At 42.7% G+C, this 26,950-nt stretch carries 31 protein-coding genes and 4 pseudogenes; 21 read left to right on the top strand and 14 right to left on the bottom strand.

All coding sequences use genetic code 11. The features are described 5' to 3' along the window. Positions 1-2: 2 nt before the first annotated feature. The 6 genes and pseudogenes from FNW02_RS23630 (at position 3) to FNW02_RS23605 (ending at position 2,040) form a co-directional block, all read left to right on the top strand. Positions 3-227: a type II toxin-antitoxin system HicB family antitoxin gene (locus FNW02_RS23630; protein ID WP_191759927.1), complete on the top strand. Its 225-nt coding sequence runs from the start codon at positions 3-5 to the stop codon at positions 225-227. A 53-nt stretch (positions 228-280) separates the two neighbouring features. Then, positions 281-526, top strand: a pseudogene (locus FNW02_RS38900) (type II toxin-antitoxin system HicA family toxin). Then, positions 505-733 (top strand): annotated as a pseudogene (locus FNW02_RS23620) (type II toxin-antitoxin system HicB family antitoxin). The pseudogenes FNW02_RS38900 and FNW02_RS23620 overlap by 22 nt, the downstream one beginning before the upstream one ends. A gap of 32 nt (positions 734-765) precedes the next feature. Next, entirely contained in the window at positions 766-1,020 is a 255-nt protein-coding gene (locus tag FNW02_RS23615) for a hypothetical protein (protein WP_191759925.1), read from the top strand. A gap of 9 nt (positions 1,021-1,029) precedes the next feature. Then, positions 1,030-1,473 carry an HNH endonuclease gene (locus FNW02_RS23610; protein ID WP_191759924.1) on the top strand — a complete coding sequence of 148 codons (444 nt, stop codon included), beginning with the start codon at positions 1,030-1,032 and terminating at the stop codon, positions 1,471-1,473. Positions 1,474-1,563: 90 nt separating this feature from the next. After that, positions 1,564-2,040 (top strand): hypothetical protein, encoded by a 477-nt coding sequence (locus FNW02_RS23605; protein ID WP_191759923.1) that lies wholly within the window; start codon positions 1,564-1,566, stop codon positions 2,038-2,040. Positions 2,041-2,044: 4 nt separating this feature from the next. On the opposite strand, the gene FNW02_RS23600 is transcribed toward FNW02_RS23605, so the two are convergent. The 7 genes from FNW02_RS23600 to FNW02_RS23570 form a co-directional block, all read right to left on the bottom strand. Further along, positions 2,045-2,380, bottom strand: a complete 336-nt coding sequence (locus tag FNW02_RS23600; protein WP_191759922.1) for a PHD finger domain-containing protein — start codon at positions 2,378-2,380, stop codon at positions 2,045-2,047. Positions 2,381-2,452: 72 nt separating this feature from the next. Continuing rightward, positions 2,453-2,728 carry a prevent-host-death protein gene (locus FNW02_RS23595; RefSeq protein ID WP_191759921.1) on the bottom strand — a complete coding sequence of 92 codons (276 nt, stop codon included), beginning with the start codon at positions 2,726-2,728 and terminating at the stop codon, positions 2,453-2,455. Between the two features lie 43 nt (positions 2,729-2,771). Continuing rightward, positions 2,772-3,602 carry an Rpn family recombination-promoting nuclease/putative transposase gene (locus tag FNW02_RS23590; protein WP_191759920.1) on the bottom strand — a complete coding sequence of 277 codons (831 nt, stop codon included), beginning with the start codon at positions 3,600-3,602 and terminating at the stop codon, positions 2,772-2,774. A gap of 88 nt (positions 3,603-3,690) precedes the next feature. Beyond that, complete coding sequence (locus FNW02_RS23585) at positions 3,691-4,083, bottom strand: DUF5615 family PIN-like protein (RefSeq protein WP_045868747.1); 393 nt, start codon at positions 4,081-4,083, stop codon at positions 3,691-3,693. Further along, a complete protein-coding gene (locus FNW02_RS23580; protein WP_191759919.1) occupies positions 4,083-4,400 on the bottom strand; it encodes a DUF433 domain-containing protein in 318 nt (105 codons plus the stop codon). The genes FNW02_RS23585 and FNW02_RS23580 overlap by 1 nt, the downstream gene beginning before the upstream one ends. A gap of 30 nt (positions 4,401-4,430) precedes the next feature. After that, positions 4,431-4,643, bottom strand: coding sequence for a hypothetical protein (locus FNW02_RS23575; RefSeq protein WP_191759918.1), 213 nt, complete (start codon positions 4,641-4,643; stop codon positions 4,431-4,433). A gap of 42 nt (positions 4,644-4,685) precedes the next feature. Then, positions 4,686-6,635: a protein kinase domain-containing protein gene (locus FNW02_RS23570; protein WP_191759917.1), complete on the bottom strand. Its 1,950-nt coding sequence runs from the start codon at positions 6,633-6,635 to the stop codon at positions 4,686-4,688. Positions 6,636-6,751: 116 nt separating this feature from the next. On the opposite strand from FNW02_RS23570, the pseudogene FNW02_RS23565 reads away from it, so the two are divergent. The 10 genes and pseudogenes from FNW02_RS23565 to FNW02_RS23520 form a co-directional block, all read left to right on the top strand. Next, positions 6,752-6,943: pseudogene (locus FNW02_RS23565) on the top strand (hypothetical protein); the annotation flags it as partial. Between the two features lie 71 nt (positions 6,944-7,014). Continuing rightward, entirely contained in the window at positions 7,015-7,275 is a 261-nt protein-coding gene (locus FNW02_RS23560; protein ID WP_191759916.1) for a hypothetical protein, read from the top strand. Between the two features lie 492 nt (positions 7,276-7,767). After that, positions 7,768-8,505: a serine O-acetyltransferase gene (gene cysE / locus FNW02_RS23555; RefSeq protein WP_191759915.1), complete on the top strand. Its 738-nt coding sequence runs from the start codon at positions 7,768-7,770 to the stop codon at positions 8,503-8,505. Between the two features lie 187 nt (positions 8,506-8,692). Continuing rightward, complete coding sequence (locus FNW02_RS23550) at positions 8,693-8,950, top strand: Asr1405/Asl0597 family protein (protein ID WP_191759914.1); 258 nt, start codon at positions 8,693-8,695, stop codon at positions 8,948-8,950. A gap of 354 nt (positions 8,951-9,304) precedes the next feature. Further along, on the top strand, positions 9,305-9,502 hold the full coding sequence (locus tag FNW02_RS23545; RefSeq protein WP_191759957.1) for a DUF2949 domain-containing protein: 198 nt from the start codon (positions 9,305-9,307) through the stop codon (positions 9,500-9,502). Between the two features lie 369 nt (positions 9,503-9,871). Beyond that, a complete protein-coding gene (gene nifV / locus FNW02_RS23540; RefSeq protein ID WP_191759913.1) occupies positions 9,872-11,005 on the top strand; it encodes a homocitrate synthase in 1,134 nt (377 codons plus the stop codon). Beyond that, positions 10,992-11,279, top strand: a complete 288-nt coding sequence (locus FNW02_RS23535; protein ID WP_191759912.1) for a nitrogen fixation protein NifZ — start codon at positions 10,992-10,994, stop codon at positions 11,277-11,279. The genes nifV and FNW02_RS23535 overlap by 14 nt, the downstream gene beginning before the upstream one ends. Beyond that, complete coding sequence (nifT, locus tag FNW02_RS23530) at positions 11,254-11,457, top strand: putative nitrogen fixation protein NifT (protein WP_191759911.1); 204 nt, start codon at positions 11,254-11,256, stop codon at positions 11,455-11,457. Before FNW02_RS23535 ends, nifT begins: the two co-directional genes overlap by 26 nt. 125 nt (positions 11,458-11,582) lie before the next feature. Continuing rightward, a complete protein-coding gene (locus tag FNW02_RS23525) occupies positions 11,583-12,119 on the top strand; it encodes a (2Fe-2S) ferredoxin domain-containing protein (protein ID WP_191759910.1) in 537 nt (178 codons plus the stop codon). A 118-nt stretch (positions 12,120-12,237) separates the two neighbouring features. Further along, a pseudogene (locus FNW02_RS23520) lies at positions 12,238-12,812 on the top strand (Uma2 family endonuclease). A gap of 34 nt (positions 12,813-12,846) precedes the next feature. On the opposite strand, the gene FNW02_RS23515 reads toward FNW02_RS23520, so the two are convergent. Both FNW02_RS23515 and FNW02_RS23510 read right to left on the bottom strand, forming a co-directional pair. Then, positions 12,847-13,752 carry a beta-1,6-N-acetylglucosaminyltransferase gene (locus FNW02_RS23515; RefSeq protein WP_191759909.1) on the bottom strand — a complete coding sequence of 302 codons (906 nt, stop codon included), beginning with the start codon at positions 13,750-13,752 and terminating at the stop codon, positions 12,847-12,849. Between the two features lie 186 nt (positions 13,753-13,938). Next, positions 13,939-15,327, bottom strand: coding sequence for a 1-acyl-sn-glycerol-3-phosphate acyltransferase (locus tag FNW02_RS23510; RefSeq protein WP_191759908.1), 1,389 nt, complete (start codon positions 15,325-15,327; stop codon positions 13,939-13,941). Positions 15,328-15,615: 288 nt separating this feature from the next. On the opposite strand from FNW02_RS23510, the gene FNW02_RS23505 reads away from it, so the two are divergent. Together FNW02_RS23505 and FNW02_RS23495 are read left to right on the top strand one after the other, a co-directional pair. After that, positions 15,616-17,424, top strand: a complete 1,809-nt coding sequence (locus tag FNW02_RS23505) for a proline--tRNA ligase (RefSeq protein WP_191759907.1) — start codon at positions 15,616-15,618, stop codon at positions 17,422-17,424. A 534-nt stretch (positions 17,425-17,958) separates the two neighbouring features. Then, positions 17,959-18,573 (top strand): GerMN domain-containing protein, encoded by a 615-nt coding sequence (locus FNW02_RS23495; RefSeq protein ID WP_191759905.1) that lies wholly within the window; start codon positions 17,959-17,961, stop codon positions 18,571-18,573. 300 nt (positions 18,574-18,873) lie between these two features. Here the strand turns inward: FNW02_RS23495 and FNW02_RS23490 are convergent, their stop codons facing one another. The 3 genes from FNW02_RS23490 to efp form a co-directional block, all read right to left on the bottom strand. After that, positions 18,874-19,218 (bottom strand): ArsR/SmtB family transcription factor, encoded by a 345-nt coding sequence (locus tag FNW02_RS23490; protein ID WP_162397632.1) that lies wholly within the window; start codon positions 19,216-19,218, stop codon positions 18,874-18,876. A 57-nt stretch (positions 19,219-19,275) separates the two neighbouring features. Beyond that, positions 19,276-19,824 (bottom strand): acetyl-CoA carboxylase biotin carboxyl carrier protein, encoded by a 549-nt coding sequence (accB, locus tag FNW02_RS23485; RefSeq protein WP_191759904.1) that lies wholly within the window; start codon positions 19,822-19,824, stop codon positions 19,276-19,278. A gap of 109 nt (positions 19,825-19,933) precedes the next feature. Next, positions 19,934-20,491 (bottom strand): elongation factor P, encoded by a 558-nt coding sequence (efp, locus tag FNW02_RS23480; RefSeq protein ID WP_191759903.1) that lies wholly within the window; start codon positions 20,489-20,491, stop codon positions 19,934-19,936. A 281-nt stretch (positions 20,492-20,772) separates the two neighbouring features. Between efp and FNW02_RS23475 the strand changes: the two genes are divergently transcribed. Both FNW02_RS23475 and thiL read left to right on the top strand, forming a co-directional pair. Next, a complete protein-coding gene (locus tag FNW02_RS23475; RefSeq protein WP_191759902.1) occupies positions 20,773-21,879 on the top strand; it encodes a peptidylprolyl isomerase in 1,107 nt (368 codons plus the stop codon). Between the two features lie 333 nt (positions 21,880-22,212). After that, positions 22,213-23,268 carry a thiamine-phosphate kinase gene (thiL, locus tag FNW02_RS23470; protein WP_191759901.1) on the top strand — a complete coding sequence of 352 codons (1,056 nt, stop codon included), beginning with the start codon at positions 22,213-22,215 and terminating at the stop codon, positions 23,266-23,268. A 47-nt stretch (positions 23,269-23,315) separates the two neighbouring features. Here the strand turns inward: thiL and FNW02_RS23465 are convergent, their stop codons facing one another. Then, entirely contained in the window at positions 23,316-24,329 is a 1,014-nt protein-coding gene (locus tag FNW02_RS23465; RefSeq protein WP_191759900.1) for a type I glyceraldehyde-3-phosphate dehydrogenase, read from the bottom strand. 116 nt (positions 24,330-24,445) lie between these two features. Then, on the bottom strand, positions 24,446-25,072 hold the full coding sequence (nadD, locus tag FNW02_RS23460) for a nicotinate (nicotinamide) nucleotide adenylyltransferase (protein ID WP_191759899.1): 627 nt from the start codon (positions 25,070-25,072) through the stop codon (positions 24,446-24,448). A 405-nt stretch (positions 25,073-25,477) separates the two neighbouring features. On the opposite strand from nadD, the gene murC reads away from it, so the two are divergent. Continuing rightward, complete coding sequence (gene murC, locus FNW02_RS23455) at positions 25,478-26,941, top strand: UDP-N-acetylmuramate--L-alanine ligase (protein ID WP_191759898.1); 1,464 nt, start codon at positions 25,478-25,480, stop codon at positions 26,939-26,941. Positions 26,942-26,950: the final 9 nt, after the last annotated feature.

Below are 26,950 nucleotides of genomic sequence, written 5' to 3'. Positions count from 1 at the left end.
ATATGAAATATACAATCATTATTCAATGGTCAGAAGAAGACCAATGTTATGTCGTTTTCTTACCTGAGTTTACGTATATAATGCAGCCTTGCGCTCACGGAGAGACTTATGAAGATGCTCTGAAAAATGCTCAGGAAGTTTTAGAAATGCTGATTGAATCATCTTTGGCTGACGGGGAAACTCTACCAGAGCCTAAGACGCTAGGAAAATCTTTGGAAGTTCCATAGATAAGCAAAGAGATTAGTGGTAAATCAGGGGAGTGAAAATGTAAACAGAGGCTATGCCCAAGAAAATCAGAGAACTCAAAAGCTTGTTGCTGCAAGCAGGGTTTAGTTACCGTCCTGGGAAAGGTAGCCACACTAATTGGTATCATCCCCTTTTACCTGGGAGAGTTACTATATCAGGTAAAGACGGAAGTGATGCTAAAGCTTAGCAAGAGAAAGACGTTAATAATACACTTCAAAGGTTAGAAGAAATAAAAAATGCTCAAGAGGAAGAAAAAGAATTAATTCTCACTACACGATAATTATTCAGTGGTCTGATGAAGATGAGTGTTTTGTTGTCAGTCTTCCTGAATGGGGAGAATTTTGTCACACTGATGGAGAGACTTACGAAGAAGCTTTGAAAAATGCTCAGGAAGTTTTAGAAATGCTGATTGAATCTATCTTTGGCAGATAGTCAACCTTTGCCAGAGCCTAAAACACTAGGAAAGTCATTAAAAGTGGCGTTGTAAATCAGTAAAATTAAATAAAAAGAGGTAATCTCATGACTACATCTGTAAATACCACCAAAGTCTACGATGAAATTATAGAGTTTATTGCTGCTGGAACCACTCCCCAAAGTGTTATCGATTTTAAACTTTCGGATGCTGCAAAAGAGCGCTTAGAGGATCTGGTTTACCGGGCAAAAACTGAAGGTCTTACAGGAAGTGACCAGCGAGAGTTAGATCATTTCCTCACGCTAGAGCATATTATGACATTAGCAAAAGCAAAAGCTCGTAACTACATTAACCCTAAATAAGTATCCAAAGTGTCTCGTTCATACATTAGTTTAGAACTGCGGCGTTTGGTTGCATCTCGCGCTGATCATATTTGTGAATACTGTCTCGTCTCTGAAGTAGATAGATCATCGGGTTGTCAAGTTGACCATATCATCAGCGTGAAACACGGTGGTTCAACAACAGCAGATAATCTCTGCTATGCCTGTATCTTCTGTAACCTGCAAAAAGGCACGGATTTAGGGTCAATTAATTGGCAAACTGGCGAACTTGTGCGGTTTTTTAACCCACGCAGAGACTTTTGGGGTGAGCATTTTCGGCTAGATGAAGCTGTCATTCAACATCAAACAGACATCGGTGAAGTCACCGCACGTATCCTAGATTTTAACAGCGATGAAAGGCTTGTAGAGCGACAAGCTTTGATTGCATCTGGTCAGTATCCCTCAGCATCGGCGCTAAAACAGATAAATAAATAGGTGATGATGTGCGATCGCGTTTACCAATGGGAATTCTATACTTAGCAACTATTGCTACTTCACCATTAGAACTATCAAAGTAAATATACAATGGCTTATCAAAATATTGCAGCCTCCCTTTCACCACAAGATATCCAAGAAATTAAAGCCGCGCTACAGACAGTTCAACAAAAGATGCCATTTTTGATTACTCTCAGCACTGAAGAACGGCGTAAGTTGGTGAAAATGGGCGATAAAAGCCTAGCTTTTGTGAATAATAGCATCACCGCTGCTCAGTCTAACCGCGAAATTCTTCCATCCACCTTTGACGTTGAGGAACTTGTTCGAGATTATCAATTAGCCGCTACGCTTACCGAACTTTTAATCTCAATGCAGCAACTCACCGAACAGGTAGATGATACCCTAATGGCAGTCGGTAGTGAAGCTATGACTAGCAGTTTGACAGTTTATGATTACGTGAAAACTGCATCAAAAAAGACTCCAGGCTTAAAAACTGTTGCTGAACAGTTGGGCGAACGTTTTAAAGCTATGGGTAAGGGCAAATCTGCTAAAACTCCCGTCTCTTGATAATTTAGTACTCATCGGCTAACTGTAGGGGCGTACATTTGTACGCCCCTATTCTGTTTATCCACCTTTTATCTGGGTTAACGAGTCTTTGAACTGGATGCATCCACCTTTTATCTGGGTTAACGAGTCTTTGAACTGGATGAATCCACCTTTTATCTGGGTTGACGAGTCTTTGAACTGGATGAATCCACCTTTTATCTGGGTTAACGAGTCTTTGAACTGGATGAATCCACCTTTTATCTGGGTTGACGAGTCTTTGAACTGGATGAATCCACCTTTTATCTGGGTTAACGAGTCTTTGAACTCCATTAATGAGTCTCGAAAGATGATCGCTTGGCATGGATCCAGATAATCTTGATTAATGTGCGATGCCTTCTCTTTTAGAGACGCTACCGCTAATGGCGAGGCTTCTTTACTCTTGAGCAAATGGGATATGGCGATCGCTGCATCGTGCAGAAGTCTCTAAAATGTAATTCTCTTCCGCACAGAGTTGACGTAATTCTGCAAAAGCATCTGCGAAGGAAGAGACTTTTTGTTGCTGATGCCAAGCAAGGAAGGCTTGGAAAAGTTGAGGTTCTACGATCGCAGCAACTAATTTGTCCTGCTTGAAGATTAATTGAGGTTCTGAGGCGATCGCATCAATCACCTCTGGCAGCTTTTGTTGTGCTTCGTCAAGTTTCCAGTTCATTTGTTTTAAATGTTGGACTGCTGATTATAACTTTTCTGCATAGTCATCGAGGCGATCGCCCCATCTGTTCTGCTTCTTGGACTTGTGCAATGTTTAAATCCAACGCCTGTGCTACCTGTTCTTGGGTTAAACCCAGTGCTAACAGTTTAGGGATAGCTTCTAATTTTGCTTCTAAACGTCCTTTTTGTTCACCTTCTTCTCTAGCTTCTTGATAAACCCGTGTCTGCTTCAATTCACTTAATCCAAACATTGCTTCTATCTCCTTTTGACTCATTTGAGGAAACTTGTAAACTAAGATTGTCTCAATCAATTCTAGTAATTGTTTTTGTGGCAGTTGTAAATTTGCTGCTTGCTGGGTGCGGTTGATTAATTCCTTGGCGCTGTTAATGGCTGTATCTTCATCTTCAATTACTAATTTTAGTGTAGCAATGCCTATTGGTAAGGATGCAGCTGAACCTAATTCATCTAGGTAAATTCTAGTGATACGCTGGCTGTGGAAGAATTCTATGAAATCTTCTTTTTCACCTATATCTATATCTCTGCTTGGGTAAATTACCACTCCTCGCCAAGGATTTTTGCGTCTATTTTGGCGTAAGTATAAAGAAATTTCTGATATTAAGCGCCAGTAAATCTCTGTGTCTGGTTGAAATTGAACCTCGACAAAATAAATCGGCACTTCTTGATCTTGGATGGGCAGAAATACACCATCAATTCTGAAGGCTGTTTGCTTGACTTCAACTGAAGAAAATTGGTAGAGATTGGCTGTTTCGCCTGAGTTGCCAATCAGTTCAAAGCTCTTTAATTTTAAGACGATTTTTGCGAATAATAAACTTAAGTTTGTACCTATTTGCGATGGGCAAAGCCCAGTGACCATCGCATAACACTACCACGGAGCGTCGCACCAATGAAACTATAATTTCGCCTTACCGAACCTGCAATTAGAGACATCGAAGAGATTGCAATCAACCTTTACCATACTCTTGTATGACAAAAATCTGTCCGACTGCTTTTATATTTTGCTTCATAACCCGCAATAAACGATTCTCTAAGGTTCGACTATCTTCATTCAGAAAATCAATTATTGCCTTGACTTTCCCAGCATAATCACGATCGCTTTTAAAAATAATTATGCCAGCATGATTTGATACAATACGATGCAAATCTATGAAATCCTGGCGATTTTCCGTAATCAAAATGCGACCCATCTTTGTAGCATACTGCAAAACAACATCGTCAGAAATACCTTGATTTGCTTGACCTGTTTCGTAGGAAGTTAATACATTATATCCCTCTGCTCTGAGTAAATTTACCATTGCGATCGGGAAGTTTTCATTGGAGTAAAATTGTAATGCCATCAAACTAAATCATCTTGGGCAATTTCTCGGTCGATTTGTTCGGGATTTTGTTCGTAGTAATTCCAAGCAGCGCTTAAATCTTCCCTAGTCAATCCAGGATAATTTGCCAATAATTCTTCATCCAAAGCACCTTGTTGATGATATGCGACCAAAGTCCATACGGGAATTCGTGTATTTCTAATTCGTGCTTGTCCTCCACAAATTCCAGGTGTAATCTGAATCGGATTTTGCAACATTTGCACGTAATTCAATGCTTGGTCAACTAATTCCTCTGGTAAAGCTGCAATTACTTCGAGCAGTTGAGTCCTCTTATTCATGACAACAAAATCTCTCTCGCTCATTTCATCCTAACTTGAAATTTTATAGTAATTATCGTAGCGACGCTTTTGATACTCAATTTCAATTTTAAGTAAGCGATCGCGCAGCGTTCCGTAGGAATATCGCATAACACCACCACGGAGTATGGCACCAATGAAACTATAATTTTGCTGTAGTGCGATCGCTCCCCTTGCATCTCCGGTAAACGTGCTAATGAAGCTATTATTTCGCTGTAGTTGCATCTGTGTTTAGCTAAATACTCAAAACAGCGATCGCAGCACTCACTACCGTAGCCGCCAAATTTTGATGGTCTTGTCACCACTACCACTGGCAAGGGTTTTGCCATCTGGGCTAAAGGCGACGGAATAAACCCAGAGAGGATGCCCTGTGAGAGTTTGGATTAGCTCTCCAGTTGCTAGATTCCACAGTCTGATGGTGCTGTCATCACTCCCACTAGCAAGGGTTTTGCCATCTGGGCTGATGGCGACGGAATTAACCGAGCCAGAATGCCCAGCGAGGGTGCGGATTTGCTCTCCGGTTGTCAAATTCCACAGTTTGATTGTCCCGTTCCCACTACCAGTCTCTTCCCGACTACCACTAGCAAGGGTTTGGCTATCTGGGCTGATGGCGACGGAACGAACAAAGACAAAGTTAGAATGAGTGAGAGTGCGGATTAGCTCTCCAGTTGCCAGATTCCACAGTTTGATGGTGTTGTGAGCACTACCACTAGCAAGGGTTTTGCCATCTGGGCTAAAGGCGACGGAATTAACCCAGTTATGCCCTGTGAGGGTGGGGATTTCTTCTCCAGTTGCCAGATTCCACAGTTTCATGGTGGTGTCATCACTACCACTAGCAAGGGTTTTGCCATCTGGGCTGATGGCGACGGAATTAATCGAGCCAGAATCCCCAGTCAGAGTGCGGATTTGTTCTCCGGTTGCGAGATTCCACAGTTTGATAGTGTAGTCAGTAAGACCACCGCCACTGGCAAGGGTGTTGCCATCTGGGCTGAAGGCGACGGAATTAACCGAGCTAGAATGCCCTGTGAGGGTTCTTTGTAATAAAACTCCGCTTGGTATGCTGGCAATTAGAGATATCGGATTAGTCGGAAACAAGCTATAACGAAAATAACCATATATTTGAGTTCCAATTATTGGAATAGCAGCAACCACCAAGAATCTTATTCTCCAATTAGTATTTTGTCTAGATGCCTTTTGTAGCGATACTTTTGGTTTTACTGGTGCTGGCAATGTTCCAGGTTGAGGCTGATGGGGTAATGTTGCAGGAAATGATGATGGTGGTTGAGTTACACCTACTGCCTGAGTTGAGTGTACTGGTGAAAGTGATGGTAACTGTGAACTAAAATCCTGTAAAACTTCTTCAGCAGATTGGTAACGTTGCTGATAATCTTGTTGCAGTAACTTATCAAGAATCTTCTCCAATTCGCTGCTTTGTGGTTGTTGCAAATGCTCCCGCCAAGAAGAAACCCACCCATAACCTTGTTGTTCCCACATTATCCAAGGGTGAATTCCACTCAGTAAGTGAAAGCAAGTTGCACCAACACTATATAAATCACTCGCTGGATAAGCTTTACCATCCTGTATTTGTTCTAATGGCGCATAACCTGGGGAACCAATTGTTGTTCCTGGGTTAGTGATAACTGTCATGGTGAGTTGCTTGGAAATCCCAAAATCTATCAAGACTAACTTGCCGTCAGTGCTGCGACGAATGATATTTTCTGGTTTGATATCGCGGTGAATAACTTTGTGCTGATGAACCGTTTTCAGGATATTTAATAAATCAAGCAAAACTTCCCAGATTTTTTCTGCGTTGAAAGTTCCCTGTTGTTTTAATTCAGCTAATAAATTCTGCCCGTTGATAAACTGCTGCACTAAATACAGATTATTTTCTTCTTCAAAGTACGCCAACAGCGTGGTAATCTGCGGATGTTCTCCTAGTTGTTGCAGTCGCCTTGCTTCTTGCTCAAATAGTTCTGTAGCTTTGTTGATTGCCGCAGTTCCCTGTACTCGCGGCGCAAATTGCTTGATTACACAATATTCATTTAGCTTGTCTAAATCTTCTGCTAAATAGGTTTTACCAAATCCCCCACCACCTAATGTTTTTATCGGGCGATAGCGGTTTCTCAACACCACCAATCCTGTGCCGCAGTTACAGCAAAACATTGTGCGATCTGGATTGGGCGGATTGTGGCAAGCAGGATTGAGGCAGCAGATCATAACTGTGCATCTATAAGCAAATGTATTTATTATCGCTTAAGCACGACCTACTTCTGGTAGAAACTGCAAAATACTGTATAAATTACGTTTTTCTCCTCAACAGGGTTGCTGATGAGCAACTCACCAGACAGGTAGATGATACCCTAATGGCTGTCGGTAGTGAAGCGATGACTAGCAGTTTGACTGTTTATGATTACGTGAAGACAGCATCGAAAAAGACTCCAGGCTTAAAGACTATCGTTGAACAGTTGGGCGATCGCTTTAAAGCTATTGGTAAAGGGAAATCTGCAAAAACTCCTGTCTCTTGATAAATTAATACTCGTCGGCGAGTCTCATATCATTTTCAAAAATCTTTGCAATAAATAAATTGGCTGTAGGGGTGTACACATGTACGCCCCTATTTTGTTCATCCACCTTTTATCTCCGTCGGCGAGTATTTGAACTGGATGAATCCACCTTTTATCTCCGTCGGCGAGTATTTGAACTGGATGAATCCACCTTTGAACTTCGTCGGCGAGTATTTGAACTGGATGAATCAGTCTCGAAAATCCAAGCGCTCAGTTTTTGCGTAGACGCGTTCGCGCAGCGTCTCGAAGAGAAGCGGCTTGCCGAAGGCATCGCAACTTCCACACACCAATAGAATAAAACATTTACTATGAGCTACAGCTATATTTAGAAACGTATGCATACATACAGACAGCAAATCCTAAAAGAAAATAAAGAAACTTGTTTTTTGCCTAACCAAATAATAAGATACTAATAGTAATACGATATACAGAATATTGATTTTTAGCTTCATCTACCTCATATTTGAGTGCATCTGAGTACAGCTTAATATACTGCAAAATATCTTGCTTAAATGTTTTCAAAGTCTTACAGGTAAAGTTTCTTGTAGCGAGTACATAAATTCTTAAACCCTGCCCCAAAAATACTAGTACCCCCATAGTTAAACACTAGCACCCCTACCCCAAGAGAAATTTTAAATTTCCCTTAAGTCGGGGTTTGGGCGTTTGAGTACAACCTTAATCAATTCAATAAATCCAATCAACATTGGGTTTCCTATCTAGTTGGAAGTCGCCTGATATAAGCATAAAAATAGCACATGGCTCTTTCAACCAGATAGACATTACCGATGCAACAGTCCTTTGACAGTATCAGCAATTCCCAAACTATCAAAGTGCAGGATTCTGCAAATACATCCCTGGTAAAAAATCTGCTCTCTGGCATTTTTTTTGAGCCATTATTGAGTGATTTTCGCATTATCTTTGAGCGCGATCCCGCAGCACGTAATTGGCTAGAAGTAGTATTTTGCTACCCTGGACTGCACGCATTATGTTTGCATCGTCTCGCTCACTGGTTACACCGTCGAGGAGTGGGTTTTATCCCTCGCTTAGTTTCTCATATCGGGCGATTTTTGACGGGAATTGAAATTCACCCAGGTGCAGAGATTGGTCAGGGTGTGTTTATCGACCACGGGATGGGTGTTGTGATTGGCGAAACTGCGATCGTGGGAGACTATACGCTGATTTACCAAGGCGTCACCCTTGGTGGGACTGGGAAAGAAAGCGGTAAGCGACATCCCACAGTAGGTAAAAACGTTGTGGTGGGCGCTGGTGCGAAGGTTTTAGGCAATATCCAAATTGGCGATCGCGTCCGTATTGGTGCTGGCTCAATTGTTTTGCGCGAAGTTCCTAGCGATTGCACTGTTGTAGGGGTTCCCGGTCGGATTATTTCCCGCAATGACACAAGTCTCAGTCCTCTAGAACATGGAAAGCTACCCGACTTAGAAGCAACTGTGATTAGCTCGTTGCTCTCGCGCATTGAGCAACTTGAACAACAACTACAAACCTTAAAAGTTAAGAGTCATTAGTCACTTGTCATTTGCAAAAGACTACTGACAGAAGCACAAAGTCTGAGCTAAGGCTTCCTTAGATCAGACGCCAGTGACGCTCCTGCGTCGCTACCGCTACGCTAACGCACAAGTCTCTTAACCCGCCCAAGCGACTGGCTCAACTTTGTAAGAAAGATCATGGACTATGGACAAAGGACAAACGACTATGTTATCACCTTGTAGTTCTGACGCATCAGGCGATCAAGTTTTGCAGATTCCTTTAAGCGATCGCTGGCGAATATATCACCGTTTGCAAGAGTTAATGATTAAAAGTTCCTGTCACCCCGATGGTTCTTTGCGAGTGCAAGTAAATAATTTGCAAGAAGCAATTCTGATACGCAGTACAGTTATGCAATTTCTTGCGGCTCGCCACGAATTAGTCGATTGGCTAGAGCGGTGCTGGAATTATAGCGATGATTGCTGAGCCAAAAGTCATAAGCAGAGATCACAAACCACAGATAAAAGTTTATCTTTGCTTGCTGCTTTTTAATCCAGCAGACCATGAACTTTGGATACCACAAAGCAAAAGAATACTGATTCTCCATTCCTATTTTAAAGAATGCATGAACCTCCATGAAATTTAGAAGTTGAAGCTACTGTCTGTTAGCAGATTTTGTTGCAGACTGATAGAGGTTAACCTAATTTTGGATTTTGTCTAGTCTCCTAAATCTGAAATTATCCTGACATATCCCGACAATTAAAAAGGCGAAATTACCAAGCAAGACTTGGGATTTAAAATTTTTAATTCTTACCTAGCTCAATAATTTGAATGTCCGATATGGCAACTCGTAACAGCGATATAAAATTCATTACTTTTTTGCACAATGAACTCGAACTTACAAAAGCTGATATTGCTGTGGCGCTGCGACACCGTGAGTTGAACAATGGACCGTTACCAATGCTCCTTTGGCAGTATGGGCTAATTGACTTAGAACAACTAGGGCGAATTTTTGATTGGTTAGCCGAACAAGTGTAGCTATGTACCCTTAAGCTTTGAAGTGTATTTTCTTGGTTAGGCTACACACCAATTATCTAGAAACTATGAGGTTAAAGCGATGATTTCCACTTTAATTGCTGGATTTGGTCTTTTGCTTTGTTCAGGACTTATTAATAGCTACATCAGTTGTTTGCTACTCGAACAAATTTCAACTGACAACAGTAAAAAGAATTCGTAAATTATACCAGGTTTTGGTTCTTTGTCATACAGATGTGGTATTCCTAATTCGATAATAATTAAGAATGAAGAATACTGCATTATGAGTTGTGATATTTTTAGCATTTACCATCATTAGGAATTGTAGAGAGAAAGGATATTAGGAAACATTCCGAGAGAGGGAAGTTTGCAATGAATCAAATCATAATTAATGACACTACATTACGTGATGGCGAACAAGCAGCAGGTGTTGCCTTTAACTTACAAGAGAAAGTAGCGATCGCTAAATTTCTTGACGCCATAGGTATTCCCGAATTAGAAGTCGGTATTCCGGCAATGGGTGAGGAAGAAATCCGCGCGATCTGTGCAATTTCTGACTTGGGTTTACAAGCTAAACTCCTAGGCTGGAACCGCGCTGTCATCTCAGATATTAAGGCTTCCATAGCCTGCGGTCTGAACCGAGTGCATATTGCTATTCCCGTCTCTGGTATCCAAATCGCCGCTAAATTCCACGGTCAGTGGCGGGTAAGTTTGCAAAAACTCAAAGATTGTATCAGCTTCGCCCTCGATAAAGGTCTTTGGGTAGCAGTAGGGGGAGAAGATTCTTCTAGAGCTGATGAAAACTTCCTCTTAGACGTAGCACTTTATGCCCAAGAATGGGGTGCGTCACGGTTTCGCTTCTGCGACACTGTAGGAGTTCTCGACCCCTTCACCACCTACACGAAAGTCAAACGACTCGCATCAGCTTTGTTAGTACCTCTAGAAATCCACACCCACAATGATTTTGGTCTAGCAACTGCCAATGCTTTGGCTGGCATTAAAGCTGGAGCCTCATCTGTTAATACCACAGTTAACGGCTTGGGCGAAAGAGCTGGCAATGCAGCTTTAGAAGAAGTTGTCATGGCGATCAAACGCATCTATGGCGTCGATTTGGGTATTGACACTCCCAGTTTGCTGGAACTATCTCAACTAGTTGCTTCAGCATCGGGTGCTGACGTACCACCCTGGAAAGCGATCGTTGGTGAAAATACCTTTGCTCACGAGTCTGGTATTCATGCTCACGGCGTAATGCAAAACCCCATCACCTACGAACCATTTGCGCCTGAAGAAGTAGGTTGGGAACGGCGTTTAGTCGTGGGTAAACATTCTGGTAGGCATTTAGTATCTAGTTTGCTACAACAGCATGGTATTTTCTTGAACTCTCAAGAAACCCAGTCTGTTTTAGACGCAGTGCGCCACCAATCGATACAGAAAAAACGCAGCCTGACTACAGAAGAACTTTTGAATTTGGTACGAGAACAGAGGTATTCTCATGCAACGCGATGAATTAGAGCTTAACTTACCACCCGCTTTTGAAATCGGTGAAAAAGTCAGAGTTCGCAAACTGCTCAAAAACGATGGTACGTTCCCTGGTAAAGAAGTTGGGCAAGTTTTAGCAAACAAGGGAGATATCGGCTACATAGCAAGTATCGGCACATATTTGCAAACTTCCTATATCTATGCCGTGCATTTTTTGGAAACAGGGTTCGTCGTCGGCTGTAAGAAAAAAGAACTAGAATCTGCTGAGGAATCTCATGAAAGTAATGTTACGGATGAATAATGCCGGCAATTTGGTTGTCTATGTTGCTAAAAAAGACTTAGAGGAAGAAGTAGTTAAACAAACAGAAGGAAATGAGGGTAAAATTCTCACCTTAGCAAATGGTTGGGAATTGGAATTTCGTGATTTGCCAGATGCAGCAAATTTACCTCAAACTGTAGAAGCTAAACGTCTGGCATAAAATTTTGCTCCAACGGTAAAGAGAGAAGGTAAAAGGTAAAAAACAGATTTTCCCTTCTTTCTTTGGATAAGTGAAATTACCCCATCAGAGTGGGGTTTATTATTTTATCTTTTGAGTGTCTGAAAATGGGTGACAAATATCTGACTTTATCGGAGTTAAATGTTGAGGGACAGTTACTAGGTTTTATTGGTGATGAACCAGGAAAATATAAATACTTGCAGTTAGCAGTTCCATCTGGAAGTGTGCAAGTTAAACTTCCTAAAGAGTTACGCCGCTCTTTGACATCGTTAGTACCTGGTGAGCAAATTCGCATTTGTGGTCATAGTAAATTAGATCCACGCACAGGTAAAATTAAACTTAAAGCTTATCGAGTTATACCAATGGGTGTTTGCCCAATTCCAGATCTACCACCTCAACCCAAACCCAGGATTATGGTGTGTCAAAAGTCTGGTTGTATGAAGCGTGGCGGCAAAGGATTATTATCAGAATTAGAGAAAACCTTGTGCGATCGCGGTTTGTTAGATAAAGTCAAAATTGAACACACCGGTTGCCAAAAATGCTGCGGTAGCGCGCCTAATTGTGTTTTGCAGCTTGGTAAAAAGAAATACAAAAATATTCATCCAGACGCGATCGCATCTTTGTTAGAAAATCACTTCACTTAAGTTGCAAAGATAATTGTAATTTAATCTTACAGGTGGAAAGGGTTGGCTCCTATTCCACCTATTTATTTTGAGTGTAAAAGGATAAAATGCAAATAATTCTGCATGTCCCGTATTTGCTATGAGCCTAACCACAGCTAAACGTTTTACCATAGCTGAATATCACCAGATGGCAGAACTCGGCTTCTTTAGGGAGGATGACCGAGTGGAGCTAATTAAGGGTGAAATTTTTACATGGCAGCAAAAGGTACACCACATTCAGTCTGTGAAACACGCCTAGAGCGAGAATTATATAAATTAGTAGGCGATCGCGCAACCCTGCGAGGACAATAACCAAGTACTTTGTCTAACTACAGTGAGCCTGAACCAGATAGAGTAATTGCAAAAAATAGAGATGATGACTATCTAACAAATCATCCCAGCACCTCTGACATATTACTTTTAATATAAATTTCTGATTCCTCCTTGAAATATGACCAAGAGGTAAAATTACTGCTTTATACAGAAGCGAATATTTTTAATTATTGGATATTTAATTTAGTAGATAATTCTTTAGAATGCTATAGCAAGCCTTATCAACATTTGCAGGGTAAATTTGGTTATCGCCGCAAGTTGATTTATTTGGCAAATGAATCAGTTAATCTGCGATTTTTCCCTGCTTTAGTTCTCGATTTATCTAAAGTTTTTCCCAAGTGAATGGTGCTCTAGGCGATGTTTTAACATTTTTAATTTAAGATTCTTGTATCCAATTATCAATAAAGTCGGTGAGTTCTGAACTCTCATCTTTAAACTTTCTTGCAAATAGCATCTCACCACTTCCATAGACATTATTTTCTATAATTTTATCCCTTTTTTTCAACCTCTGTAACTGTTCTATATTGATAAGTTCTGGATGTTCAACACTTTCCCACTCTGTAAAAGTCAAATTCATTGCAACTTTTGTTCGGAACTGTGAATTACCTATAATTGTCTGAAAAAACATTTCGTCCGGTGTCAATGTGTTTTGGAAAAACTTTACTATTTTGGGATTTGTTTCGACGAACGATAAGATGTAGTGACATGCATCTGCTGACAATGCCCACCATTGACTTCCTGCATACGGTTTTAGATTTCCTAGAACTTTTTTGTAATCACGTCTCCAAGGTATAATGTTGTTGATTACAGCAGCAAAAATTCGCATTATTATACGATAAAAGCTGTGATTATATAGTGTCTGCGGTTGATACTTATAAAGTCTATCTAGAAGCTTACTTACTTCTTGATTGGGCATCTCAACTAGATTGATAAACTCCGTTCCAACCCTTTGAGAAAAATAGTCGTTTATGTAGGTTGCACTCTTTAGAGGATAATCACTTCCACTAATTAAAATTAGGTAGTCAAATCTCTGTTGACTGTTTAAGGCTTCTCGAATCAAATTTATAGTAGCTTCTATTGTAGAAAATTCACCCCAATAAACAGATACTCTATCTCGAATAAACGTAACATTTTGATGATGAATTTTTTCTTGAAAAAGTGATTCGTCACTTTTACGATCTATGTGTATGAAGAACTCAACGTTAGGACTATTAAGAGCATCAATCAACTTGCATAAGTGGTTAGGCGTATTATGTGCCAATACCAAGTAAGCTAAATTCATAATATCTCCTCATAAATGACTTTTTAATTAAAGCATCCACAGAAGTATACAGACATCACACTGAGGTTATAAACCAAATTTGTATCATAAAGATTATGTAGCAATACCAATACTCAATATGTTAATTCATGATTTTTCCTCAATGCAAAGCGCTATGAATGGTGAGAGCGAACCTCACCATCCTAATTAAATTAAAGCTGCCAACGCCTGTTGCAAATCATTAGTCACCTCAGCAACAGATTGCTTTGCACTTAAGCGATTTTCTTTATATACAGGATAACGCTCAGAAATAGATATGGGTTTGCCAACAGTTATTTTTACCTGTTGCTTACCTAACTGCGGACGCTGAAAAGCTTTGTTACCCTTGAGGCGAGCAATCATTTGCCATAATATTAAAGTTGTTTCAGCAAACCTTTCTACTGTCGGTTTTTCTCGGATATAGTTGCCGGAAACTGCGACAAAACTTTCTACTAAGCGCATGTGCCACATTCGTGCATTTGCCTCTTCAGCAACGCGATCGCCTAAAGCACGCTCTATAGAAGATAATGCTTTTATATCCTTAAATTCTTCTCTAAATATATAATTCCAACCAGCTTGCTCTACCCGCCGACAGCGGTCATTTAAATTGCCTCTTGGCTGCAAGTCAAAATACTGCTCTGATATTAGTAGCGCCGCATTCAACAAAGCTTGCAAACGATGTGCTAGTGCTTCATTTCTATCTTGAATTTCTCCAGTTACAATCTTGGCATCTAGCAGCTTTTGATGATAAAACCGCGTGTAAAATTGTTCCATCAGCGAAAGTAAATGTTCTGCCAAAGTCAATAACCGGGGATAAAGCGACTCTATAGAAGCAACATTACCTTGTACTGGTGGATTCATCGGTAAACCACTAGCCGCTTCCAATTCGCTTAAAAGCTGAGCGATCGCTTCCCAAGGAGCATCAACGTAACTATATTTAATCCCAACTGGTACAATTAAAACCTGTTGGTTACGTCCAGCTTTGTGCAAGTCTTCAGCACACCAAAAGCCTAATTGGGCGATACCAGGTTCTAGAGGGCTGATAATCTCTGATAGACCATTAGTAGCACCTTCTGGCGCAGCAGCCATCGGGAATTTTCCATTGGCAAACAACTCACGCGCCGAACGTAACCCCGTCCAGTCAGCCTTACCCCGCTGAATTGGCGTACCACCTAAACGAGAAGCAATCCAACCAACATGGGAACCTGCCCATAGAGGAATGCCGCGATCGTAGATAAAATGAGCATGAATCGGAAGTTGTAGTGCTGTGCCCTGTCGTGCTACCTTTGGCACGAGTTGAGAAAACAAGTAGCTCAAACAAAATGGATCGTCAGTTTTCGGATGGCGAAATGCCAGCATAAAACGGATCTTACCTTCCTGAAACTGGCGATAGAGATCTACCAAAATCTCTACGTTATCTGCTTCAATTTTGGTAATAGGTGTTTGCCAGTTTATCCAACTGGGTAGTAACAGATGGACTACTTTTAATACCCAGGGGTTAAACGCCGGAGGAATAAATTCTAAAGGTGCTTGTGCTTGATAAATCACATCTGACAAAATAGTTTTCTCCTAAAGTTGCGTAGAGGGACTGGGGATTGGGGAACTCGGGGCCCCCTCTGGGGATAAGGGGCAATGGGGATTGGGGGGACAAGAGAGGATGGGGAAGCAGGGGGAGCAGAGGAAGAAAATAATTAATGATCCTTGACGCTTGACAAATGACAAATGATCTTTAACTCCTGACTCAGCACTCTTAAGCCAGGAGACTATAAATAAAAATGAAAAACAAATAACACTTTATACTTCATCCTTCATACTTTATTAGCGATTCTGGAAAGGGAACAAACGATGCGACTGTCACAAATGTTATTCGTTACACTGCGGGATGATCCAGCTGATGCTGAGATTCCCAGCCATAAATTATTACTCCGTGCAGGTTATATTCGTCGCATCGGTAGCGGAATTTATGCTTATTTACCATTGATGTGGCGGGTACTGCAAAAAGTTTCCCAGATTGTGCGAGAAGAAATGAACGCTACAGGCGCACAAGAATGTCTCCTACCGCAATTACAACCTGCTGACTTGTGGAAAGAATCGGGACGCTGGGACACTTATACCAAAGCTGAGGGAATCATGTTTTCCCTGATTGATCGCCGTGAGCAACAATTAGGATTAGGCCCAACTCATGAGGAAGTGATTACAGCGATCGCTCGTGATATGATTCGTTCCTATCGCCAGTTACCTTTGCATCTCTACCAAATTCAAACCAAATTCCGCGATGAAATTCGTCCCCGCTTTGGTTTGATGCGCGGCAGAGAATTTATCATGAAAGACGGCTACTCTTTTCATGTCGATGAAGCCAGCCTCAAGGAAACTTACCAAGATATGTACAAAGCCTACAGCAATATGCTGCGGCGTTCTGGTTTAGCTTTTCGGGCAGTAGAAGCTGATTCTGGTGCGATTGGTGGTTCTGGTTCTACAGAATTTATGGTGTTGGCGGAAGCTGGGGAAGATGAGGTTTTGTTCACCGAAGATGGCAAATATGCCGCCAATGTAGAAAAAGCTGTTTCTTTACCAATTAATGCCGAATCCTCACGGTTTACAACCTACGAGAAACGCGATACACCTGGATCAGAAACGATTGAAAAGGTGTGTCAATTCCTCAATTGTTCTCCCACCCAAGTGGTGAAAAACGTCCTTTACCAGACAGTTTATGACAATGGGATGACGGTGTTGGTTCTGGTGAGTATCCGAGGCGATCAAGAAGTTAATGAGGTCAAATTACAGAATGAATTGACTAAACTAGCTTCTAATTACGGTGCTAAAACTATCATTAGTTTGAATGTACCAAATGTAGAAGCGCAGCAAACATGGACAATAAAATCTCTCCCATTGGGCTACATCGCGCCTGATATTGCAGATGAATATATAAATAACGGTAAACAAATCCATCCTCAGTTTGTGCGCTTGGTGGATCAAACAGCTGTTGATTTAAAGAATTTCGTCACAGGCGCTAATGAAACTGGCTATCACGTTGTGGGTGCTAATTGGAGTGAGCAATTTCAAGTACCAGATAATGTAGTAGATATACGAAAAGCTAGACTAGGCGATCGCGCTATCCACAACCCAGAACAAACCTTACAAAGTGCTCGTGGTATTGAAGTAGGCCATATCTTTCAATTGGGTACTAAATATTCTCTAGCAATGGGTGCAACTTATACCAGTGAACAAGGTGAAGAAAAGCCGCTATTTATGGGTTGTTTTGGTGTAGGCGTGTCACGACTGGCGCAATCTGCCGTAGAGCAATCTTATGATAAAGATGGAATTATCTGGCCAGTAGCGATCGCACCCTATCACGCGATAGTCACAATTCCTAACATTAATGATGCTCAACAAGTTGAAATCGCCCAAAAACTTTACACGGAACTGAACCAAGCGGGAATTGAAACCCTACTGGATGACCGCGATGAACGGGCTGGAGTAAAATTCAAAGATGCCGACTTGATTGGCATACCTTACAGGATTGTAACTGGACGAGCGATCGCCAATGGCAAAGTCGAAGTTGTGGAGAGGGCAACTCGTAAATCTCAAGAAATCGCCATTGATGAAGTTACAACTACACTCAAACAGTGGATTAAGGCTGCAATAGAGCAATAGGCATGGGAAAGCCACTGCGTGCGGTCTTCTCCCTTCCGTAGCGTCTCGTAGAGAAGATACGTCCGCCACCGTAGGATGCCCGTTCGCCTGCGGTCTCCTTCAGGAGAAGGGCTTTAGGGCGATAGGGTTTTCCCAAGTAGAGAATCCAGCGCCGTGGTGTTAGCGCAGCGGTAGCGACGTAGGAGCGTCAAGGATCTCTCACGCCACTTGCCATAACGGGGAACCCCCGCAACGCAGTGGCTTAACTTGAGCAGACTGGCATCAAGTGACGTCATTGGGCATTGGGCAGTAGTTTTTCTTTTCCTACTTCCCCACTCCCTAGACCCCTAAATTTACATAATTAGGCAGGTGACGGACTATAAATGCAAATTCTAAAATTGAGTAAGAGACCAGCAAAATTACGAATGATAAGATTTTGAAGCAGAGAGCTTCCTCTAGTAGGTTTTGGGAAACTCTCCACTTGTAAGTATCGTCTTTAACCAGGCTGCTCATCACACAAAGACTATTCAGCCCTCAGTCAGGAAGGTTTTGAACATGAAAGACCAACAAGGATCTAACCGTATAACTCCAGGTGTAATTGCAGTTGTCTCAGCAGCGGTTGTAGCAGTGGGTGGTGGTGTAGCTTGGGTTACTTCAAACTCTAACAATTCTCCTACGCCGCCAAGTTCCTCTCAAAAAATAACCCAACCAGGACAGCAACCATCTACCACCCAACCAGGTAATGAGAAAACCGCTAATATTTATTGGCTCAGACCAAAAGACAAAAATATAAATTTGGTTCCCCAGCCAGTTAAAGTAGCTACTGCACAGCCCAACCAAGCTTTAGAAGCAGCTTTCCAAAGTTTGTTAGCAGGCCCGACAGAAGGCACAGATTCGACAACCATCCCCAAGGGAACCAAACTGTTGGGGCTGAAAGCAGACAATAATGAGGTTCACGTTAACTTATCTGAAGATTTTACCAGCGGTGGTGGTAGTTCCTCAATGATGGGTCGCGTGGGACAAGTTGTTTACACGGCGACAACTTTAAATCCAAAAGCCAAGGTGTATATTGATGTGAACGGCAAACCCTTGGATGTTTTGGGTGGTGAAGGTGTAGAGTTACAACAGCCTCTAACTCGTGAAAGCTTTCAGAAAAATTATCCGCTTTAGTCATGAGTCAAGAGTCATTGGTTTTGGACGAATGACAAAGCGCAAAGTCTTAGCGCCGACTTCTGGCGTAAAGCTCTTTGGGCATGGCTTCTCTACAAGACGCTTTGCGAACGCTTACGGCATAGCCCACCAAGAGCGAAAAGTTCTGTAAGCGAGTTGCCCAACTTAAGAAACTTTTCAAGACAGGCATCAGATGCCAGTGACGCTCCTGCGTCGCTACCGCTACGCTAACGCACAAGTCGGGGAACCCGCCTATGCGACCGGCTCAACCTTGTAAGATGAGGACAAATGACAAAGCCCTTACCGCTTGCCATTTAATACACGAAAGTTACGGGCTTGCTGTTCTAACCTTGTGGCAAGGCGATCGCAAACCCGGTTACATAAATCAAAAATCATTTGATCTTCCACTCGGTAGTAGGCGCAAGTTCCTTCACTGCGGCGGCTAAGAATTCCTGCTTGCCACATTACTTTCAGGTGCTTCGACACATTTGCCTGAGAAGTCTGTGTTGCCTCTACCAACTCTTGCACGCATTTTTCTTCATCCCGCAGCAAGTGTAGCAGCCGCAGACGCATCGGCTCACTTAACATGCTGAAGTATTCAGCTACTTGTTGCACCACTTCTGGTACAGGCAACGCTTGTTTCATCAGGATTAACCCGCAAGGATTGAAAGTATATGACTCATTTCATATATAGATTAATACTTAATCAGGGTTAATTCGCATTAAAGGCTGACCATATTCTACCGGTTCACCATTTTGAACGAGAATTTCCATTACCTGTCCTGAGACTTCAGCTTCGATTTCGTTCATCAGCTTCATGGCTTCGATTATACAGACTGTTTGACCGCTACGGATGCGATCGCCCACTTCTACAAATGGCGCTTCCCCAGGTGCAGCAGCACGATAAAACGTTCCCACCATTGGAGAAGGCACTTCTACTAATCTTTGGTCAATTGCTGAGGGGGCTACTGACAACTGTAGTTGCGTTGCAGTGGTAGCATTATCGAAAACGCGACTTGTTGCCCCCTCTGATACTGGAGTTGATGCTGCTTGGGGTACGGGTGAAACCGATGTCAATCCCGAACTAACCACACCACCAGATGCTTGACCTACCGACAACATCTGAGTGCTAACGCTCACAGCTTTACGTACCGTTAGTTCAAAATCATTGCTTTTAAGCGTTACTTCTGCAATATCTGTTTGCGCGATAGTTGCTAGGAGTTGACGGATTTCATTAAAGTCCAATGGCACAGTTTTTCTTACCTCGACCTATGAGTAAATTAGAATCTTAAGTGTGGCAGGAATTTAATCCCTTGTAGGGTATTGAAATCGTAAGAAAGCACCTCAGTAGAGAACAAAGTTATTCTCTACCTTGGTATTTATCGTCACGAGTATCAATGCGGATACGTTCACCCTGGGAAATAAACAAAGGAACCATTACACTTGCCCCAGTTTCTAGAATTGCTGGTTTTGTGCCACCTGTAGCAGTATCACCCTTGACACCGGGGTCTGTTTGCACAACTTCTAGAACCACGGAGTTGGGCAGTTCAACTTCGAGCACTTGCTCACCCCAACGGATAACATTAACCTCCATACCTTCTTTAAGGTACTTGACGCGATCGCCAATTTGCGCTGCACTCAATCTACCTTCTTCATAAGTTTCCATATCCATAAAGACGAACTCATCACCTTCTTTATAGGTATGCTGCATGGTGCTTTTTTCTAGAGTGGCTTGGGGTACTGTTTCCCCAGCCCGGAATGTTTTTTCTACCACGTTCCCATTCTGAGCATTTCTCAATTTCGTCCGCACAAAGGCAGAACCTTTACCGGGCTTAACGTGGAGGAATTCTATCACCCGCCATACAGACCCATCTAATACAATTGAAACACCGGGTCGAAAGTCGTTACTGGAGATCATGAAGCTTTCAATTTTTGGAAGACAATCGGCATTTATTGTACCCTTCAAGCGGAGTAATTAGTCAGTTGACATTTGTCATTTGTCATTTGTCATTGGTCATGAGTCAAGATTCATTAATTATTTTCTCCCCCTGCCTCCCCTGCTCCCCCTGCCCCTCTGCTCCCTATCTCCCCATCTCCCCCCATCTCCCCCATCTCCCCATCTCCCTCAGCACCTAACGTGGGAAGATTATTGATGGGTTACGTCCAGTCAACAATTTGATGCTGCATTTGAGCCATGCCATGTTTAACTTTTTAAAATCCTGGCTGAAGAACAGCCTCATGACAATACTGCTGGTAGCAATATTTTTAGGCATAACTACATCTGGGTGGACTCCCTCCAGTAACGCCGCTCTGCCAGCTGGAAATGCAATTACCGACGGCAAAGCTCTGTTACGGTATGCACTCCCGATAGATAATAAACCTGTGCGGCAACTGCAAGCCAGCTTAGAAGACATATCTGCCCAGCTGCGGGCGAATCGACGATGGGGTGCTATCTCCAAAGACCTCAGCCAAGCATCGCGGATTCTCGATAAACCCTCCCAAATCTTAACAAGCGTTCCCGAAGAACGCCAACCCCAAGCAGAAGCTTGGATTGCTGAATTAAAATCTGGCGTGGGTAAATTGCAAGAATTGGCGAACGTCAAAGATAAAGAACACGTTCTACAAGAAAGAGCCAAACTACTAAATATCGTTACTCAGCTTGAAGAGTCGATGGTGAAGGGATTTCCCTTTGAAGTGCCTTCTCAGTACAGTAACCTACCTCAACTTAAAGGTCGTGCCACCGTGGAATTCAAAACCAACAAAGGCAACCTGAGCCTTGTGGTGGATGGTTACAGCGCCCCTGTCACTGCTGGTAATTTTGTAGATTTGGTACAACGCGGTTTTTATAACGGCTTAGAGTTTACTCGTTCTGAAGAATCTTACGTGCTGCAAACTGGAGATCCACCAGGAAAGGAGGCGGGTTTCATTGATCCAAAAACCAACCAATATCGCGCCATTCCCTTAGAGATTTTGGTTGAAGGCGACAAGCAGCCTACCTATGGCATTACTCTAGAAGAAGCTGGTCGTTACATTGATATGCCTGTTTTGCCTTTCTCTGCCTTTGGTGCGTTGGCTATGGCTCGTCCCGAAAGTGAAGTGAATGGAGGTTCTTCGCAATTTTTCTTCTTCCTGTTTGAGCCGGAACTCACACCCGCAGGACGCAACCTATTAGATGGTCGCTATGCCATTTTTGGCTATCTCACCGAAGGCAAAGAGGTTTTGGATAAACTGAAAGCGGGTGACAAAATTGAATCGGCAACAGTTGTGCAAGGCATAGAAAATTTGGTTGAGCCGCAAGCAACATAGTCAGTTGCAGAACAAACTTGAGTCTGTGTTGGGTATGCGATCGCTCTATTTGCAGGGCATTGTATAATCTCAGAATCAGGGTAGGCATCTGTTGCCTGCCCTAAAAATTTCAGGGATCAGCGCTATTAACTAAGATTTCCAGCGGTAAATACCTGATCAACAGCGTTCACGAAGTGTGCCGCAGGTATCGCTAATTTTGGAAAATTCCGTAATCCAATCTGCTGGTTACTGGTGTTGTTACCATCCCAACTGATTCCTAGACGTTACCCTTATCTTATAACCGTAAAGCAAATCATTAGTTTTCTTATAACTTTGCAACACGGAAAACCCATCGTGAACAGTGATTTATCTTCCTTACAAGTACAAGATATTGGTGAACAAGGACTTTTAGAAAGATTGCAATGCTTCTGTCCTCCAGAGATGATTGGGGATGATGCGGCAGTTTTTGTGACGGAACCAGAGCAATCTTTAGTAGTGACAACAGATATCCTAGTTGACGGCGTGCATTTTAGTAACGTCACTACTTCTCCAGAAGATGCTGGTTGGCGAGCAGCAGCAGCCAATTTATCAGATTTAGCAGCAATGGGTGCTTCACCTTTAGGAATGACTGTCGGACTGGGACTTCCTGGCCAAGTTAGCGTGAGTTGGGTTGAGCGATTGTATCAGGGAATGACAGAATGCCTGCAACAGTACAATACTCCAATTGTCGGGGGTGATATTGTGCGATCGCCTGTTACCACTCTGGCAATTACCGCTTTTGGTCAAGTTTACCCCAATCAAATTATCCGCCGTTCCGCTGCTCAAGTGGGAGATGCGATCATCGTTACAGGCGTCCACGGAGCCTCCCGTGCTGGCTTAGAATTGCTCTTACATCCCGAATTAGGGCAAAACCTTAACGACACAGAAAAGACGGTTTTAATCAAAGCACACCAACGCCCCCAACCACGATTAGATATCTTACCAATCCTCCAACAAGTCTTAGCATTCTATTCTCCCACCTCTCCCCTCTTTCACTCTCCTACTCCTCTACTTTCCATAGCTGGTATGGATAGCAGCGATGGTTTAGCAGATGCGGTTATGCAAATTTGCCGCGCCAGCGGTGTCGGTGCTATTCTAGAGCGCAGCCAAATTTTCTTGCCAACAGCTTTTGAACACTGGCTGACAAAAGAGCAAGCACTGGAATATGCACTTTATGGTGGCGAAGACTTTGAATTAGTGCTTTGCTTGCCACAAAAACCAGCCTATGACTTAGTGCAACAATTAGGTCAGAGTGCGGCTATTGTGGGCAGGATTACATCGCAATCAACAGTAATGTTGCACGATGAAGAAGAAAAATTCCCTGACCAAGTTCTGAGTCTTAGTCAGGGATTTCAACACTTTAATCATTAGTCCTTTGTCCTTCGACAAATGACTAATGCCAAATGACAACTGACAAATTATTGCCACTTCTGGGCTACTAATTCTGCCAAATCCAGGACTCGCTGACTATAACCCCACTCGTTGTCATACCATGCCATAACTTTTACTAGGTCATTGCCCATAACCAAAGTCAAGGCAGCATCAACAATCGAAGAAGCGTCAGTACCTTGATAATCGGACGATACTAGTTGTAGTTCGCTATAGTCTAAAATGCCTTTCAGTGGGCCTTCAGCAGCATCTTTGAGAGCTTGGTTAACTTCTTCAGTAATAGTACGCTTCTCAACCTGAACCACGAAATCTACCATTGAAACGTTCGGGGTAGGTACACGCAGGGCAACGCCATTCAGCTTGCCCTTGAGGTCTGGGATTACCAGCGCCACTGCTTTTGCCGCACCAGTAGAGGTGGGTACAATGTTTATGGCTGCTGCTCTCGCCCGTCGCAAATCTCGGTGAGAAGCGTCTAGCAAGCGCTGATCACCAGTATAGCTGTGGGTAGTAGTCATTGTACCTTTAATGATGCTGAATTTATCGTTCAACACCTTGGCGATGGGAGCCAAACAGTTAGTAGTACAACTGGCATTACTGATGATGTGATGCTTATTGTGGTCATAGTCGTGATGATTCACGCCAATCACAAAAGTGCCATCCTCATTTTTACCAGGGGCGGTGATCAAAACCTTCTTGGCTCCAGCATTCACATGCTTCAGCGCCCCTTCTTTGCTGGTAAATACTCCCGTCGCTTCGATGATCAGGTCAATTTCCCACTCTTTCCAGGGCAAGTTTTCTGGGTTGCGATCAGATACGCACTTAATGGTCTTACCATTAACGATGATAGAGTTATCATCGGCAGTAATGTCAGCATCCTTTAACTTCCCTAGCATCGAGTCATATCTGAGCAGGTGAGCGTTGGTTCTGGGGTCTGAGGTGTCGTTAATAGCGACAAGGTCAATTTGGCTGTTTTCTCTGCCCACCCAGCAGCGCGCAAAGTTACGTCCGATACGCCCGAAACCGTTGATTGCAACTCTGATCACAGTGTCTTGCCCTCTGTATTTATGCTTATAAGTTGATATCGTTGACCCCAATCATATCGCAAAGGGGGGGAGCACTCATAACCATAAAGTGTCGGATCAATAAAAAAACACATAATTTATTCAGATTTGTTTGAGTAGAGGTTGTTGTTAGCGATATACGCTCTAACCGATTCCGGAACTAAATAGCGAATTGACTGGCGTTGGCAGCAAAGTTTGCGAATCAGACTTGACGAAACTCCTAGTAAAGGTATATTCAAGAATTGCCAGTGAATGGTAAATGACTGCTCCTTCAGTTGTTGCTCCACTTGCTTGCAGATTAACTCGCTTTGAGCTATTGTCTCACCACCTAGCAGTCGGGGTGCGATTAACCAATCACACATTTGTGCTAGTTCGTGTCCACGGTACCAACGAGGTAAAGTTTGGAAGGCATCCAAACCTAAAATCCAGTACCAGTGAGTATTTTGGTAAAAAGCAGATAAGTCGATTAAGGTGTTGATGGCAAAAGAAACCCCAGAGCGATTTACCTCCACCAGTGAGACAGTAAACGCAGGGTTATCTTCTGTAGCTCTTTGCAGCATTTCCACGCGATGCTCAAACAAAGCTGCTTCTTTATGAGGAGGATTTAGCGATGGCACCCAAATTACCTTTTTTAGTGGTACTTGATGCAAAGCTGTTTCGGCTATGAGCAGGTGTCCCCAATGAATTGGATCAAATGTGCCACCAAAAATTGCTAGTTGCTGCATCCAGTCAAGCCTGGGTTTTATGCAATTGAAAAATAGTTTCATTACCAATGTACTATTGAAGTCAATTCGCGCCTAGGCTTGATGCAATTTAAAATCAGTTTCGCCAACATTGTATGAACGCAGGCAATTCCAGTAAGGTAACCAAAAAGATGTATTTGACATTACCAAGAATTTCTTTCCCGATGCGGCAGAAATTTTCAGAATAATCTTAACAACAGTTCAGAAATAGCAAAAACCTCCAACCAAGGTAAAATCATTCTGAATAAACAAAGCCAGAGCAGAAAAGTCAACTTGGCATCAAATATAAACATCATGTACGAACAGTTACGGTAAAAAATCAAATTCCTGTTATGATACGCGTGTCATTTGTGATTATGGTGTGGTGTGGTGTAAGAGGAGCAATAAATGAGTAATTCTGTAGATTTTAGTGGTAGACCATTTCATTTCATTGGGATCGGCGGCATAGGTATGTCTGCTCTGGCATACGTTCTTGCCAAACGCCAATTTCCAGTATCAGGTTCGGATCTTCGTCCAAACCACATTACGCACAAGTTGGAATCTATCGGAGCTCATATTTTTGGTAGACAAGAGGCAAGCAATCTCGAATTCTTTCGCCCTCAGCTATTGACTAATGAAGTAGCATTAAACTCACAAGAACAATTGCCTACTCCTACTAAATCAATACTGCCTCAAGTCATTTGTTCTACAGCGATTAACACTAATAATTTAGAATACAAAGCAGCTTTGGAATTAGGTTGTCCGGTTTTACATCGTTCAGATGTACTAGCAGCCTTGATTGCCGATTACTACAGTATTGCAGTAGCAGGAACACACGGCAAAACCACAACCAGTAGCATGATTGGATATATGCTTCTGCAAGCAGGTTTAGACCCAACGATTTTGGTAGGCGGGGAAGTAAATGCTTGGGAAGGCAATGCTCGATTAGGGCAAAGTCGATATTTGGTAGCAGAGGCAGATGAATCAGATGGTTCTCTAGTCAAACACGCCCCTGAAATTGGCATTATTACCAATATTGAACTTGATCATCCTGATCACTACGATACATTGGAGGAAGTAGTTGACATCTTCCAGACATTTGCCAAGAGTTGTAAGATATTAGTAGGTAGTATTGACTGTGCTACAGTGCGCGATCGCCTGCAACCAACAATCAGCTATAGCTTACACTCTGATACTGACGCTGACTACACCGTTACCAATGTTGATTATCGTGCTGATGGCACTACGGCTCTAGTTTGGGAACAAGGCAAAGCTTTGGGCGTGTTGAAATTGCGGCTCCTTAGTCGGCACAATCTCAGTAATGCCCTAGCAGCGGTAGCTGTTGGTCGAGCCTTGGGCTTAGAATTTGGAGAAATAGCCAAAGGAATTGCTACTTTTGAAGGAGCAAGACGCCGCTTTGAGTTCCGGGGTGAAGTCGATGGTATTACCTTCATTGATGATTATGCCCATCATCCCAGCGAGATTCGCGCTACTCTCGCCGCAGCACGTTTACAGGCAAGACCAGGGCAGAGAGTTGTTGCCATCTTCCAACCCCATCGCTACAGCCGCACACTTACCTTTTTAGAAGAATTTGCCCAATCTTTTACTCATGCCGATTTAGTTGTGCTGACTGATATTTACAGTGCAGGCGAACCAAATTTAGGGCAAATCAGTGGTGAACAACTGGCAGCGGAAATTGCCAAGCAACATCCGCAAGTGGTTTATCAACAAACGTTACCCTTAGTGTGTGAATACTTGTTGCAAACACTGCATCCAGGTGATTTGGCACTTTTTTTAGGAGCTGGAAACTTGAATCAGGTAATTCCCGAAGTAATTACAACACTTTGCGAACCGGCTAAAGCCACATCATAAGTTGTGAGG

This window comes from Komarekiella delphini-convector SJRDD-AB1 (genome assembly GCF_014831675.1).
Taxonomy (GTDB): domain Bacteria; phylum Cyanobacteriota; class Cyanobacteriia; order Cyanobacteriales; family Nostocaceae; genus Komarekiella.
This window is presented reverse-complemented; position numbering and strand designations above follow the sequence as displayed.